The sequence below is a fragment of the Streptosporangium sp. NPDC000563 genome (assembly GCF_040299985.1).
GTDB lineage: Bacteria > Actinomycetota > Actinomycetes > Streptosporangiales > Streptosporangiaceae > Streptosporangium.
On record NZ_JBEPDA010000001.1, the window covers coordinates 1111789 to 1124442 of the forward strand.

The 12654-nt window shown below is 66.9% G+C and carries 13 protein-coding genes; 11 read left to right on the forward strand and 2 right to left on the reverse strand.

Translation table 11 applies throughout. From position 1 onward, the window contains the following. Positions 1 to 39: 39 nt before the first annotated feature. The 5 genes from nuoL to ABT352_RS05300 all read left to right on the forward strand — a co-directional run bounded on the left by nuoL (position 40) and on the right by ABT352_RS05300 (position 6827). Positions 40 to 1902, forward strand: coding sequence for an NADH-quinone oxidoreductase subunit L (gene nuoL, locus ABT352_RS05280; protein ID WP_350943546.1), 1863 nt, complete (start codon positions 40 to 42; stop codon positions 1900 to 1902). Next, complete coding sequence (locus ABT352_RS05285; RefSeq protein ID WP_350942638.1) at positions 1902 to 3512, forward strand: NADH-quinone oxidoreductase subunit M; 1611 nt, start codon at positions 1902 to 1904, stop codon at positions 3510 to 3512. The genes nuoL and ABT352_RS05285 overlap by 1 nt, the downstream gene beginning before the upstream one ends. Beyond that, on the forward strand, positions 3509 to 5059 hold the full coding sequence (gene nuoN / locus ABT352_RS05290; RefSeq protein WP_350942640.1) for an NADH-quinone oxidoreductase subunit NuoN: 1551 nt from the start codon (positions 3509 to 3511) through the stop codon (positions 5057 to 5059). Before ABT352_RS05285 ends, nuoN begins: the two co-directional genes overlap by 4 nt. Positions 5060 to 5073: 14 nt before the next feature. Beyond that, on the forward strand, positions 5074 to 6069 hold the full coding sequence (locus ABT352_RS05295; protein WP_350942642.1) for a polyprenyl synthetase family protein: 996 nt from the start codon (positions 5074 to 5076) through the stop codon (positions 6067 to 6069). A gap of 356 nt (positions 6070 to 6425) precedes the next feature. Next, positions 6426 to 6827 (forward strand): MarR family winged helix-turn-helix transcriptional regulator, encoded by a 402-nt coding sequence (locus tag ABT352_RS05300; protein WP_350942644.1) that lies wholly within the window; start codon positions 6426 to 6428, stop codon positions 6825 to 6827. A gap of 10 nt (positions 6828 to 6837) precedes the next feature. Here the strand turns inward: ABT352_RS05300 and rarD are convergent, their stop codons facing one another. Continuing rightward, complete coding sequence (rarD, locus tag ABT352_RS05305) at positions 6838 to 7788, reverse strand: EamA family transporter RarD (RefSeq protein ID WP_350942646.1); 951 nt, start codon at positions 7786 to 7788, stop codon at positions 6838 to 6840. Positions 7789 to 7924: 136 nt separating this feature from the next. Here rarD and msrA point away from each other — a divergent pair, with 136 nt between their 5' ends. The 3 genes from msrA to ABT352_RS05320 all read left to right on the forward strand — a co-directional run bounded on the left by msrA (position 7925) and on the right by ABT352_RS05320 (position 9432). Continuing rightward, a complete protein-coding gene (gene msrA / locus ABT352_RS05310) occupies positions 7925 to 8614 on the forward strand; it encodes a peptide-methionine (S)-S-oxide reductase MsrA (protein WP_350942647.1) in 690 nt (229 codons plus the stop codon). A gap of 165 nt (positions 8615 to 8779) precedes the next feature. Continuing rightward, the gene (locus tag ABT352_RS05315; protein WP_350942649.1) at positions 8780 to 9136 is read left to right on the forward strand and encodes a type II toxin-antitoxin system RelE/ParE family toxin; all 357 of its coding nucleotides are present in this window, start codon (positions 8780 to 8782) and stop codon (positions 9134 to 9136) included. Next, positions 9133 to 9432 carry a helix-turn-helix domain-containing protein gene (locus ABT352_RS05320; protein WP_350942651.1) on the forward strand — a complete coding sequence of 100 codons (300 nt, stop codon included), beginning with the start codon at positions 9133 to 9135 and terminating at the stop codon, positions 9430 to 9432. Before ABT352_RS05315 ends, ABT352_RS05320 begins: the two co-directional genes overlap by 4 nt. A 321-nt stretch (positions 9433 to 9753) precedes the next feature. Here the strand turns inward: ABT352_RS05320 and ABT352_RS05325 are convergent, their stop codons facing one another. Then, on the reverse strand, positions 9754 to 10671 hold the full coding sequence (locus ABT352_RS05325; RefSeq protein ID WP_350942653.1) for a DUF6891 domain-containing protein: 918 nt from the start codon (positions 10669 to 10671) through the stop codon (positions 9754 to 9756). Between the two features lie 311 nt (positions 10672 to 10982). Here ABT352_RS05325 and ABT352_RS05330 point away from each other — a divergent pair, with 311 nt between their 5' ends. The 3 genes from ABT352_RS05330 (at position 10983) to ABT352_RS05340 (ending at position 12628) form a co-directional block, all read left to right on the forward strand. Beyond that, on the forward strand, positions 10983 to 11294 hold the full coding sequence (locus ABT352_RS05330; protein ID WP_350942654.1) for a hypothetical protein: 312 nt from the start codon (positions 10983 to 10985) through the stop codon (positions 11292 to 11294). A 62-nt stretch (positions 11295 to 11356) separates the two neighbouring features. Continuing rightward, positions 11357 to 11686 (forward strand): PIN domain-containing protein, encoded by a 330-nt coding sequence (locus ABT352_RS05335; RefSeq protein ID WP_502992792.1) that lies wholly within the window; start codon positions 11357 to 11359, stop codon positions 11684 to 11686. A 453-nt stretch (positions 11687 to 12139) separates the two neighbouring features. Further along, positions 12140 to 12628, forward strand: a complete 489-nt coding sequence (locus ABT352_RS05340; protein WP_350942658.1) for a hypothetical protein — start codon at positions 12140 to 12142, stop codon at positions 12626 to 12628. Positions 12629 to 12654: the final 26 nt, after the last annotated feature.

The following is a 12654-nucleotide window of genomic DNA, read 5'->3' on the forward strand; positions in this document are numbered from 1 at the left end:
ATCCAGCATTCCGGGGGCGTGATCGGAGTCTCCTGGCTCATGATCGCCCTCCCGCTGCTCGGCGCCGCGGTCCTGTTGCTGGGCGGGCGTCGCACCGACCGCTGGGGGCACCTCCTCGGCGTCGCGATGTCCCTGGCCGCCTTCGTGGTGGCGGTCGCCGCCTTCGTCGAGATCCTCGGCCTGCCCGAAGCACAGCGCCGCCAGGGCGTCGCGCTCTACCAGTTCATCCCCGGCATCGCCGACATGGGGCTGCTGATCGACCCGCTGTCGATCAGCTTCGCCCTGCTGATCACCGGTGTGGGATCGCTGATCCACATCTACTCGATCGGCTACATGTCGCACGACCAGGACCGGCGCAGGTTCTTCGCGTACCTGAACCTGTTCGTCGCGGCGATGCTCCTGCTGGTGCTGGCCGACAACTACGTCGCCCTGTTCATCGGATGGGAGGGCGTGGGCCTCGCCTCGTACCTGCTCATCGGGTTCTGGCAGTTCAAGCCCTCGGCGGCGGCCGCGGCGAAGAAGGCCTTCATCGTCAACCGCGTCGGTGACTTCGGCCTGCTGATCGCGATCTTCACGATCTTCACGACGTTCGGCACGGTCGCCTTCGGCGAGCTGTCCGGCCAGACCGTGGACGGGGCGCTCCAGTCCGGCGGCGTCTCGCAGGGCACGATCACCGCGATCGGCCTGCTGCTGCTCCTGGGCGCCTGCGGAAAGTCGGCCCAGCTGCCGCTGCAGTCGTGGCTGCTGGACGCGATGGAGGGCCCGACCCCGGTCTCGGCGCTCATCCACGCCGCGACCATGGTCACCGCGGGCGTCTACCTGGTCGTCCGCTCCGGCGCGTTCTTCGAGGCGGCCCCGACCGCGCAGCTCGTCGTGACGATCGTCGGTGTGGCCACGCTGCTCGCCGGTGCGATCATCGGTTGCGCCAAGGACGACATCAAGAAGGGCCTCGCGGGCTCGACGATGTCGCAGATCGGCTACATGATGCTCGGCGCGGGCCTCGGCCCCGTCGGCTACGCGTTCGCCATCGCGCACCTGATCGGGCACGGCTTCTTCAAGGCCAACATGTTCCTCGGGGCGGGCTCGGTGATGCACGCCATGAACGACGAGGTCGACATGCGCAAGTACGGCGGCCTGTTCTCGGTGATGAAGGTCACCGCGGCCACCTTCATCGTCGGCTACCTCGCGATCATCGGCTTCCCGCTGCTGTCCGGTTACTTCACCAAGGACGGCATCATCGAGACGGCGATGCACCACAACCAGATCCTGGGCTGGCTCGCGGTGCTGGGCGCGGGCATCACCGGCTTCTACATGTCGCGGATGGTCTTCATGACCTTCTTCGGCAAGAAGCGCTGGGCCGACGACGCGCACCCGCACGAGTCGCCCTCGGTGATGACCGTGCCGCTCATCCTGCTCTCGATCGGCTCGATCGTCCTGGGCGCCTTCATGATCCTGGACAACCGGCTCATGAGGTTCCTCGCCCCGGCGGTGGGCCGGCCCGAGGAGTGGCCGGTGTTTCACTTCGTCAGCGTCCCCGGCCTGACCACGCTCGCGCTGGTCGCCGTCGGCGTCGTGCTCGCCTGGTTCCGCTACGGCGCCGCCGAGGTGCCCCGGGTCGCCCCGCGCGGCTCGTTCGTCACCACCTTCGCCCGCCGTGACCTGTACGGCGACGCGCTGAACGAGGCGCTGTTCATGCGCCCCGGCCAGTGGCTGGCCCGCATCGCGGTGTTCTTCGACAACCGCGGCATCGACGGCCTGGTCAACGGCCTGGCGGCGGGGATCGGCGGGACCTCCGGGCGGCTGCGCCGCATCCAGACCGGCTACGTGCGGTCCTACGCGTTGTCCATCCTCTTCGGTGCCGCCGTGGTCGTTGGCGCGCTGCTCTACGTAGGGAACATGTGATGCCCTGGCTCTCGACCCTGATAGCCGTGCCCCTGCTGGGCGCGGTGGGTGTCTCCCTTGTCAAGAGTGACAAGCTCGCCAAGCTGCTGGCCCTGGTGGTCTCGCTCGTCGTGCTGCTGCTCACCGGCGCCATCGCGGCCCAGTTCAGCCCGTCCGGGACGCGGTTCCAGTTCGCCGAGGTCTACGAGTGGATCCCGAGCTTCGGCGTCCACTACGGCGTCGGCGTCGACGGCATCGCCCTGGTGCTGATCGCGCTGTCGGCGGTGCTGGTGCCGATCGTGATCCTCGCCTCCTGGCACGACGCCGACGGCTCGGGGGCCGCGGCACCGCCCAAGCGGTCGGTGAAGACCTACTTCGCGCTGCTGCTGGTGCTGGAAGCGATGATGATCGGCGTCTTCGCGGCGACCGACGTCTTCCTGTTCTACGTCTTCTTCGAAGCCATGCTCATCCCGATGTACTTCATGATCGGGTCGTACGGCGGGGCGCAGCGGTCCTACGCGGCCGTGAAGTTCCTGCTGTACTCGCTCTTCGGTGGCCTGCTCATGCTGGTCGCGGTGATCGCGCTCTACGTGGTCGCCCAGAAGAACACCTTCATGTTCCCCGACCTGATCGGGGTCGTTCAGGACCCGACCACGCAGAAGTGGCTCTTCGCGGGCTTCTTCATCGCGTTCGCGGTGAAGGCGCCGCTGTGGCCGTTCCACACCTGGCTGCCCGACGCCGCCGCGCAGGCCCCCGCCGGTGCCGCGGTGCTGCTGGTGGGCGTGCTGGACAAGGTCGGTACGTACGGGATGCTCCGCTTCTGCCTGGAGCTGTTCCCCGAGGCGTCGAAGTTCTTCACCCCGCTGGTGATCGTGCTCGCGGTCGTGGGCATCGTCTACGGCGCGATCGTGGCGATCGGCCAGACCGACATGAAGCGCCTGATCGCCTACACCTCGATCTCGCACTTCGGCTTCATCGCGCTGGGTGTCTTCGCGATGACCGCGCACGCGGGCGCGGGCGCCACCCTCTACATGGTGAACCACGGCTTCTCGACCGGCGCGCTGTTCCTCATCGCCGGATTCCTGATCTACCGCCGGGGTTCCAGTCAGATCGCCGACTACGGAGGCGTGCAGAAGGTCGCCCCGCTGCTCGCGGGCACCTTCCTGATCGCCGGTCTTTCCGGGCTCTCCCTGCCGGGTCTGTCCACGTTCGTCAGCGAGTTCATGGTCCTGGTCGGCACCTACGAGCGTTACCCGATCCCGGCGATCATCGCGACGAGCGGCGTCGTCCTCGCGGCCGTCTACATCCTGTGGATGTACCAGCGCATGATGACCGGTGCTCCGAACCCGGCGTACGCCGTGGCCGCCTCCTCCCCGAAGGAGCCGGTCTCCTCGGAGGAAGGATCCGCGCAGGTCACGGCCGACTCCCCGAAGAAGACCTACGCCATGCCCGACCTCAACCGGCGTGAGATGTACGTGGTGGCTCCGCTGATCGCGGTGCTCCTCATCCTGGGCTTCTATCCCAAGCCGGTGCTCGACGTGATCAATCCCGCGGTGGACAAGACGCTCACCAGCGTCAAGATCGACCAGCCCAACCCCGCCGTGGCAGACCAGAAGGGGGCCGGGGAGTGAACGACACCATCAAAGCCCCGATGATCGAGTACGCGTTGCTCTCGCCGCTGCTGCTCGTCTTCGGTGCCGCCATCCTCGGCGTGCTGATCGAGGCGTTCGCGCCCCGCTACCTGCGCAAGTCGATCCACATGCCGCTCACGCTGCTCGCCCTGCTCGGGGCGTTCCTCATGACGGTGCTCAACGCCGTCAACGGCCTGCCGGACACCCCGGCGGCGATGGGCTCCATCGCGGTGGACGGGCCCTCCCTGTTCATCTGGGGCATCATCCTCGTTCTCGCCCTGGTCAGCACGCTCCTGATCAACGACGAGGACCAGTTCGTCGCGCAGGCGGCGGCGGTGCCGGGAAGCCCCGACGAGGAGGAGGCGATCCTCAGCGGCCACGCCCAGACCGAGGTCTATCCGCTGCTGCTGTTCTCGGTCGGCGGCATGCTGCTCTTCGCCGCCTCCAACGACCTGCTGGTCATGTTCGTCGCGCTTGAGGTCCTGTCCCTGCCGCTGTACCTGCTCTGTGGCCTGGCCCGTCGTCGCCGCCTGCTCTCGCAGGAGGCGTCGGTCAAGTACTTCCTGCTCGGCGCGTTCTCCTCGGCCTTCTTCCTGTACGGGATGGCCCTGGTCTACGGCTACGCCGGATCGGTGGACCTGCGGGCCATCAGCGACTCGCTCAGCGCGGTCAGCGGCCAGGAGACGCTGCTGCTGATCGGTACCGCGATGCTCGGCATCGGCCTGCTCTTCAAGATCGGAGCCGCGCCGTTCCAGGCGTGGAAGCCTGACGTCTACCAGGGCGCGCCCACCGCGGTCACCGCCCTGATGGCCTCCACCGTGCTCGTCGCGGCCTTCGGTGCCGTCCTCAGAGTCTTCTGGGTGGCTCTGGGGGGTCTTGAGTGGAACTGGAAGCCGGTCATGTGGGGCGTCGCGATCCTGACGATGATCGTCGGCGCGATCCTGGCGATCACCCAGACCGAGATCAAGCGGATGCTCGCCTACTCCTCGATCGCGCACGCCGGCTTCCTGCTCACCGGCGTCGTCGCGGTCGGCGCCGCCGAGCAGAACGCGCAGGCCCTGTCGGCGATCCTGTTCTACCTGGCCGCGTACGGCTTCACCACGGTCGGCGCCTTCGCGGTCGTCACCATGGTCCGCGACGCGGGAGGCGAGGCCGGGCACCTGTCCCGGTGGGCCGGTCTGGGCAAGCGCGCCCCGGTGCTCGCGGGCATCTTCGCCTTCTTCCTGCTCGCCTTCGCCGGCATCCCGCTCACCAGCGGTTTCTTCGGCAAGTACGCCGTTTTCTCGGCGGCGGTCGCCGGTGACGCGCTGCCGCTGGTCGTCGTGGGTGTGGTCAGTTCGGCGATCGCGGCGTTCTTCTACGTCCGCGTCATCGTGCTGATGTTCTTCAGCGAGCCCTCCGCCGACGGGCCGTCCATCGCGGCTCCCACGGTGGGCACCTCGGCGGTGGTCGCTCTCGCGGCAGCGGCTACGGTAGTGCTCGGAGTCTTCCCGCAGCCGGTGCTCGATCTCGCGGACAAGGCTGCGTCCGCGCTGTTCATTCGCTAGAGGAGTAACGTTTCATGGCTGCGCCACCGGTTGTTGATCTCCCGCTTGTCGACGAACGGCTGGCGCAGGACCTCGCTACCGGACTGGCGGAGGTCGAGAAGCTGCTGCGGTCCTCGGTGCAGAGCGAGGACGCCTTCGTCACGGAGGCGTCCAAGCACCTCATCGAGGCCGGCGGCAAGAGGTTCCGGGCGATGCTGGTCCTGCTCGCCGCCCAGTTCGGCTCACCGGAGTCCGCGGGCGTGGTGCCGGGAGCCGTGGTGATCGAGCTGACCCACCTGGCGACGCTCTATCACGACGACGTGATGGACGAGGCCTCGGTCCGCAGGGGTTCCGCCTCGGTGAACGCCCGCTGGAACAACACCGTGGCCATCCTGACCGGCGACTACCTGTTCGCCCAGGCGTCGGAGATCCTCGCGGACCTCGGCTCCGACATCATCAGGATCCAGGCCCAGACGTTCTCCCGCCTGGTGCGCGGCCAGATTCGCGAGACCATCGGTCCTCGCCCCGGTGACGACCCGGTGGCCCACTACATCGGGGTGCTGGCCGACAAGACCGGCTCGCTGGTGGCCACCGGTGGCCGGTTCGGCGCGATGCTCAGCGGTGCCTCGCCCGAGATCATCGAGCGTGTGACCCGGGCCTGCGAGGCGATCGGGGTCGCCTGGCAGCTCGGCGACGACCTGCTCGACGTCGCCGCCGAGACGGGCGAGTCGGGCAAGACGCCGGGAACCGACCTGCGCGAGGGCATCCGGACCCTGCCGGTGCTCTACGTCCTCGCCTCGGACGCTCCCGAGAACGCCCGCCTGCGCGAGCTGCTGGCCGGTCCGGTGGCGGAGGAGGACATCGAGGAGGCCCTGCGCCTGCTCCGCGCCGACCCCGCGATGGAGCGTGCCCGCGCCGAGCTGCTCGCCTGGGCCGACCGTGCCCGCGAGGCGCTCAACGGCCTTCCCGACATCCCGGCCCGCGCCGCCTACCTGGCACTGTGCGACTACGTGGTGGAGCGGTCCGGCTGACGCCCGGCCCGTCGTGCGGGCCGGGGCACGGTCCCGCCGCCCGGCACCTGCCGGGGAGCCGTTCGGCCTGGTCTGACCACGTGGGGGAGTTGTCCGCCCAGCCCTGACCCCGTCGGGGCCCGTCACCCGCCCCGCGCGACCACGTCGTGAAACGTCCGGGCCCGCTGTCGCGGGCATGGTCATCCGCCCCGCGTGACCGCCTCGTGAAACGTTCGGGTGGGCCACCGCAGGCATGATCATCGGCTGGCTCGGCCGAGCTTTTTTCGTGTCTCTTCCACGATATTGCTTGCAGATGAAAGCAAATAATGTACGTGCATGTAGACTCCTGCCGATGGAACACCCCAGGAGGAATCACCATGTCGTGGGACCGTTTCGCCCTCTTGCACGCTCGCGTGGAGGCGGAGTTGACCAAGGCACTCCAGCGCGGGCACGGCCTCGGCCTGTCGGAGTACCGCGCACTGGGACGGCTCGCCACCGCTCCCGGCGGCTGCATGCGCATGCAGGAGCTCGCCGAGGCGGTGGGACTCAACCAGAGCTCGGTCACCCGCCTTGTCGCCCGCCTCGAATCGGCCGGAATGACCCGGCGTGACCTCTGCTCGGACGACCGTCGCGGCGTCTACTCGGTGATCACCGACGAGGGGCGCACCCGCCTGGCGGGGGCCACGCCCACCTACGAGCGCTCGCTCGCCGCGGCCCTGGAACAGGCCGACGTCGACCCGGAGCTCAGCCCGCTCGTCCTCGCGGTACGCGGCTCCTGACCGTCCCCGGTCACCGTGGCACGGTTTCCACGCTTTCCACACTCCCGGGCTCTCGTGCCGGGACGGATTCCGCGACCGTCCGGCGGGACCGGGCGGCCGCCCTGAGGCTGTCCCAGGTGAAGACCGACAGCGCCAGCCAGATGACGCAGAATCCCAGCCAGCGACTGGGCGGCATGACCTCCCGCATGACGAACACACCGCACAGGAACTGCAGCAGCGGGGCGATGTACTGCAGCAGGCCGATCGTGGTGAGCGGTATCCGGATCGCGGAGGCGGTGAAGCAGAGCAGCGGGACGGCGGTGACCACACCCGCCCCCGCCAGCAGCAACGCGTGGCCCGCTCCCACGTTGCCGAACGTGCTCGTCCCCTGCTGCTCCAGGTAGACGAGGTAGCCCAGCGCGGGCAGCAGCAGCACCAGCGTCTCGACCGTCATGCTCTCCGCCGCGCCCACCCCGGCGGTCTTCTTGACCAGCCCGTACGTGCCGAAGCTCGCGGCCAGCACGAGCGCGATCCACGGCGGCCGCCCGTAGTCGAAGGCGAGGATGACCACCGCCACCGTGCCCAGTCCCACCGCGACCCACTGCCACCTTCGCAGCCGCTCCTTCAGCAGGAACACCCCGAAGAGCACGCTGACCAGCGGGTTGATGAAGTAGCCGAGCGCTCCTTCGACCACGTTGCCGCTGTTGACGGCGTAGATGTAGAGGCCCCAGTTGACCGTGATGATCGCCGCCGCCAGGACGAGGAGGCCGAGCTTCCGCGGAGTGCGCAGGAGCGCGCGGAACCAGGACCAGTGGCGTCGCACCGCCAGAATGGCGACCACGGCGACGAGAGACCACGCGATACGGTGAGCGAGGATCTCCAGGGCGGTGGAGGGCTTCAGGAGCGGCCAGTACAGCGGGAACAGTCCCCACATGCTGTAGGCGGCGATGCCGTACAGAACTCCCCGGCGCGTTTCAGGCATGTAGCCCATCTTCGCCCCTTACTTTATTTACCGCAATTTAGTAGTGCTTTTCTATCTGTTAAGAGATCCTTACGGGAACACGGAGGGGTGGCCCGTGGTTGCCTCCTGGTGAGAACGTGTCAGGAGGAGGTTCACAATGGGCTGGTTGTTCGGCAAGGACAAGACGACGATGGTGTCCCCGGAGAACGCGCTCCCCGGCCGCCCCACACCGATCATGGTGCCCGGCCGGCACGCCGTCCTCGACGCCCCGCTCGCCCCGCCGTACCCCGAGGGAAGCGAGATCGCCGACTTCGGCCTCGGCTGTTTCTGGGGCGCCGAGCGCATCTTCTGGCAGACCCCGGGCGTGATCTCCACCTCGGTCGGATACGCGGGTGGTTACACCCAGAACCCGACGTACGAGGAGGTCTGCAGCGGCCAGACCGGTCACACCGAGCTCGTCCGCGTCGTCTTCGACCCCTCCAAGGTGTCGTACGAGGAGCTGCTGCGCGTCTTCTGGGAGGCGCACAACCCCACCCAGGGCATGCGCCAGGGCAACGACGTCGGCACGCAGTATCGCTCGGCGATCTACTTCAACTCCCCCGAGCAGGAGAAGTCGGCTCTCACCTCGCGTGACGCCTACCAGCAGGTGCTCACCGAGTCGGGCTACGGCCCCATCACCACCGAGATCGCCCCGGCGGGTGCCTACTACCTTGCCGAGGAGTATCACCAGCAGTACCTCTACAAGAACCCCGGCGGCTACTGCGGCATCGGCGGCACCAACGTCAAACTAGGTGACCCGTCCCAGTGGGGCGCCTGCCAGACGGGTCTGGTCCCGACCGAGGAGTAGCCTCCGGGGTCCACTCATACGGCTTCCGCTCATCTTGTGGGCGTGAGCCGTATTCGTTGATCGTCCGGTTTCGCCGTCTTCCTCGGCGAAGATGCTCCTTCGGTAGGCGGCTGTGTTCAGTTGAAAGCAGAGTGCGACGAAGGTGTGGCCTATAGCATCAACGCTATGAGCTGGGGTACCGTAGAACTGGAACCGGAAGTTCAGAAGTGGCTTGAAGGTCTACCTGCGGCATCGTTCGCGAGGGCGGCTTTCTATGTTGATCTGCTTGCGGCGGAAGGGCCCCTGCTGGGGGAGCCCTACACGAAGCAGCTTGACGGCAAGCTACGTGAGCTCCGGTTTCACCTTGACGAGTTCGCCATGCGCATCACCTACTGGATCGCACCTCATCGCCGGATCGTGCTCTTGACCGTGTTTCACAAGACGCGGATGCGTGATGACCGTGAAGTTGAGCGGGCTCGGCGAGCCATGCGTCGCTGTGTCGAACTGGCGCACACCGTCGACGAGGAGGAAGAAACAGCATGAGCGAGCAGGGGAGCTGGCGAGAGCTCAGAGATCGTCGGATGACCGAGCCGGGCGCGGCTGAGGCTTATGAGGCCACACGTCTCGCCTACGAACTGGGTAAGACGGTCCGGGGGATGCGTGAGGGGCGAGGCTGGAGTCAGAACGACCTGGCTCGTGCGGCAGGCATGACACAGTCGGCCGTGGCGCGCTTCGAGGCGGGCGGGACCATTCCCACGTTGCCGGTTCTGGAACGTCTGGCGCGTGCCCTGGACGCGGATGTCGAGGTTCGCTTTACACCACGGGCTCCCGCTGCTTGAGCCGAGGCCTCAACGCCGACAGGAAACCTGTCGTCATGCTGCCGACACCTCGCGGGTTACTGCAGCGTTGGTGGCACCAGCGTCAAGCTAGGTGACCCATCTGAGTGGGCCAGCTGCCAGACGGGCCTGACGGACTCGGAGAAGTGAGCACGGCAGCGGGAGACTCTCGTGCGGACTCAGGTCGGTGCCGGGACACCTGCCTCTTCGGCCTCATAGCCGGTGAGGCGTGACCTGACCTGACACGTAGCCTGGCCCAGGCTCATCCCACGACGGTCTGGGCTGTCGACGTCCCCGATGGCGATCTTTACTGCAGGACGTGCCTTAGCCGATGAGGCGTTTGCGCCAGTCGAGAGGGACAACAGTGATGGTCTGCAGGGGATCGCCGTTCCACTCCACCGAAAGGCCGGTCTCCTGGAGTGCGGCTACGGTCTCTCGGCCGATGGACGCCGTCGTATCCGATGAACAGTCGAATCCGCCGTACAGGAGTGCCAGCCCGTGGCCGGCTGTGGCCGAGTCCGTGCACTGGCTGTGGAAGTAGACATAGCCGCGGGCATCCGGTGAGCCTGTCGCTGCGATCTCCGCCTGACCGCAAGTACGGCAGCAGGCGAAGTTCTCCCTCGCCGTGATGCCTGTGGCTTCCAGGGCGGTGAAGGCCCGGCTGAGCCGTTCCGGGTCCGTCTCCCCCTTCCAGGAGGCTTGCTCCTCGACGCGCTCCAGCCACATTCGGTCCACTAACCGGCGTGCCTGTTCGGGAGAGACCGGTCGGCGGTCTCCTGACACGAGATAGTCCTGTGCGATCTCGGCCAGTTGTGCCCGTGTCGCGTAACCGCCCACGATCACTTCACGGATGCGCGCATCGAGCTCCTTGCGCTCGTCCTCGTCAAGTTCGAGAGACGGTGGAGGTTCGGGGAGGCCCAGGTCCAGCGGGGTCCAATTCAGGCCGGAGCCCCATTCGTCTTCAAGGCAAGCCCAGCGGGTCATGGCCGCGATCACCGACTCGGGCCTGTCGACTACCGCCTGGAAGTGCCGGTCGGATGCCCCGTCGCGGTGTTCCAGCTCATAGTCGCCTTCATCCTCGTGCCATACCTGGATGAAGACTTCGGGTAGGTCGGGAATCCGCTGGATAACCAGGAACCTATCGTTCTGACCGCCCAGCCGGTTGACCAGTTCGGCGAGTTTCCCAGCGCTTGCCCGGACGTGCCGGTGACCGTCCTCTGTCAGTACGGTGATCGCGAGCATGCCGGTCACTCTGACACAGGGCGCGGACAGGTGACCAGCCCAGGGGGCGGAAGCGCCTGCCGGGCACACAATTTGCGAAGGTCGTCGGCTACCCGGCGTCGGTTCGTGGCCGGAGACTCTCGCGGAGGGTTCCCTCATGGTGCAAATGCACTGAACGTTACTGCGGCACCAACGTCAATCCAGGTGATCCATCCGAGTGGGACGTTTGCCGGAGGGGCTTGGTTCCCGCAGAGGAGTAGAGCTCGACCGCTCGATCCAAGTGAGTGGTGAACTTCCCAGCCATTTGCTACTTGAAGTAGTAAACTGACTGCATGAGTGTGCCTGAGCGGGAGTTCGCCCCGGGGGACGGCCCGGCGGCCAAGGTGAGTGTCTCCTTGCGCGCGGGGAACATCCGGGCGGTCAGGGAACGCGTTGGAGCGCGCGGGTTCTCCGCCTATGTCGATGCCGCGGTTGAACGTCAGATCGAGCGGGATCTCCTGGAGGAGGCACTTCAGGCGAACGAGACCGCCTGTGGGCCGATTCCGCAAGGATTGCGCGATGAGGCGGCGGAGCTGTTTCGCAGCGTGAAATCCGCACCCGAGCTCCAGGAAGAGGGCGGATGGCGCGCACACGAAGCAAGCTGAGCGCGGGCACCGTGGTCCTCGACTGCGAAGGCCTCGTCAGGTGGTGCGAGGCCGATCAGAGGGTGACCGCGATCGTGCGCGAGGCCCAGGACAACGACTTCCGAGTCGTCGTCAGCGCGATGACGCCGATCGAGGCTCAGGACGTCCGAGTGAAGAATGATCGCCTCACATGGCATCTGTCCCGGCTGAAGGTCGAGCCGGTGACCGAGGACATCTGTGTGCGGGCGATCGAGCTTCTTCGCGAGGCTCGGCTGCACGGTCACAAGTACGCCATCGATGCCGTGGTGGCTGCCACCGCCTTGCGTGCGGTCAAGCCGGTGATCGTCCTCACCTCCGACGAGGACGACATGTACAAGCTCTGCGGAAAAACCGTCAAGGTCATCGGAGTCTGAGGCCCACCGGCCACTTGGCAGTGCACGGTGGCCGGCACCAGTGTGAGCTGCCCCGTCGGCCTGACCTCCGGCGAGGCCTGACCTGGATTTCACCGGCCGTACTCCATCCGGGTGTGGCCGGCAGCACCTGTCCAAGGTCCTCGGACGGCCACCGCGGCATCAACGGCACCAACGTCAAGCCAGGTGACCCGTCCGAGTGGGCCGCCTGCCAGACAGGCCTGATTCCCGCAGAGGAGTAATCCTCTGGATCGCGCTCGTACGGCTCGCACCCACTCTCCGAGCGTGCTCCGGAACCCCGATCAAGCAAACGGGTGAATCCTCACTACGCCGAAGCCCTGGTTTCGAGACGTGTTCGCGATCAGGGTTCGGCGGGATTTCCTTGTGACCCACAAGCGCCTCGCAAGCAGGTTCCGCCATGGTCCCAGGAGAAGGCGGCGATGAGGGAGGGCGGGATTGAAGGTTCCGGGACGTGCTTCCATGTGCCTGCTGGCGGCTTGCCTGTGCGAGCTGGTGGTCGTGGGAGTCGGCCTCGCTCTTCTGCCCGGCCTTGCGGCGGAGTCGGAGAGACAGGAGAAGGGCGGTGACGGGGTGAGCTTCTACACCGAGTTCGCGCTGGACAAGGCCCAGACGCTTCTGTACTCCTACGCCATGCTAGGGGCGATCACGCTGGCGCTGGCGGCTCTGGCATGGCGACGAGGCGGGACGCCGGGCACGCGGGCCGCCATGACGGTGGGCCTCGTACCGTACACGCTGCTCTGTTTCTTCCTGTGGTTGACGTCGGTTTTCCGGGCCGATGAAATCCTGGAGCGATACTCGCACCTGGCCGCCTGGCCGGCGATCGTGGTCTGGCTCCTCTACGTCGCCGCGACGATCCTGCTGTTCCTCTCCAGGAAGGACACTCGTGGGGCTGACCAGATGATCGTTTACAGGGGATGGTCATGAGCCAAGAGGCGCGTACACATACCCTG

Excerpts from the sequence above, each read along its gene's own strand:
- nuoL (WP_350943546.1), top strand. The coding sequence starts at position 40 with ATGATCGCCCTCCCGCTGCTCGGCGCCGCGGTCCTGTTGCTGGGCGGG.
- ABT352_RS05285 (WP_350942638.1), top strand. The coding sequence starts at position 1,902 with ATGCCCTGGCTCTCGACCCTGATAGCCGTGCCCCTGCTGGGCGCGGTG.
- ABT352_RS05295 (WP_350942642.1), top strand. The coding sequence starts at position 5,074 with ATGGCTGCGCCACCGGTTGTTGATCTCCCGCTTGTCGACGAACGGCTG.
- ABT352_RS05300 (WP_350942644.1), top strand. The coding sequence starts at position 6,426 with ATGTCGTGGGACCGTTTCGCCCTCTTGCACGCTCGCGTGGAGGCGGAG.
- rarD (WP_350942646.1), bottom strand. The coding sequence starts at position 7,788 with ATGCCTGAAACGCGCCGGGGAGTTCTGTACGGCATCGCCGCCTACAGC.
- msrA (WP_350942647.1), top strand. The coding sequence starts at position 7,925 with ATGGGCTGGTTGTTCGGCAAGGACAAGACGACGATGGTGTCCCCGGAG.
- ABT352_RS05315 (WP_350942649.1), top strand. The coding sequence starts at position 8,780 with ATGAGCTGGGGTACCGTAGAACTGGAACCGGAAGTTCAGAAGTGGCTT.
- ABT352_RS05320 (WP_350942651.1), top strand. The coding sequence starts at position 9,133 with ATGAGCGAGCAGGGGAGCTGGCGAGAGCTCAGAGATCGTCGGATGACC.
- ABT352_RS05325 (WP_350942653.1), bottom strand. The coding sequence starts at position 10,671 with ATGCTCGCGATCACCGTACTGACAGAGGACGGTCACCGGCACGTCCGG.
- ABT352_RS05330 (WP_350942654.1), top strand. The coding sequence starts at position 10,983 with ATGAGTGTGCCTGAGCGGGAGTTCGCCCCGGGGGACGGCCCGGCGGCC.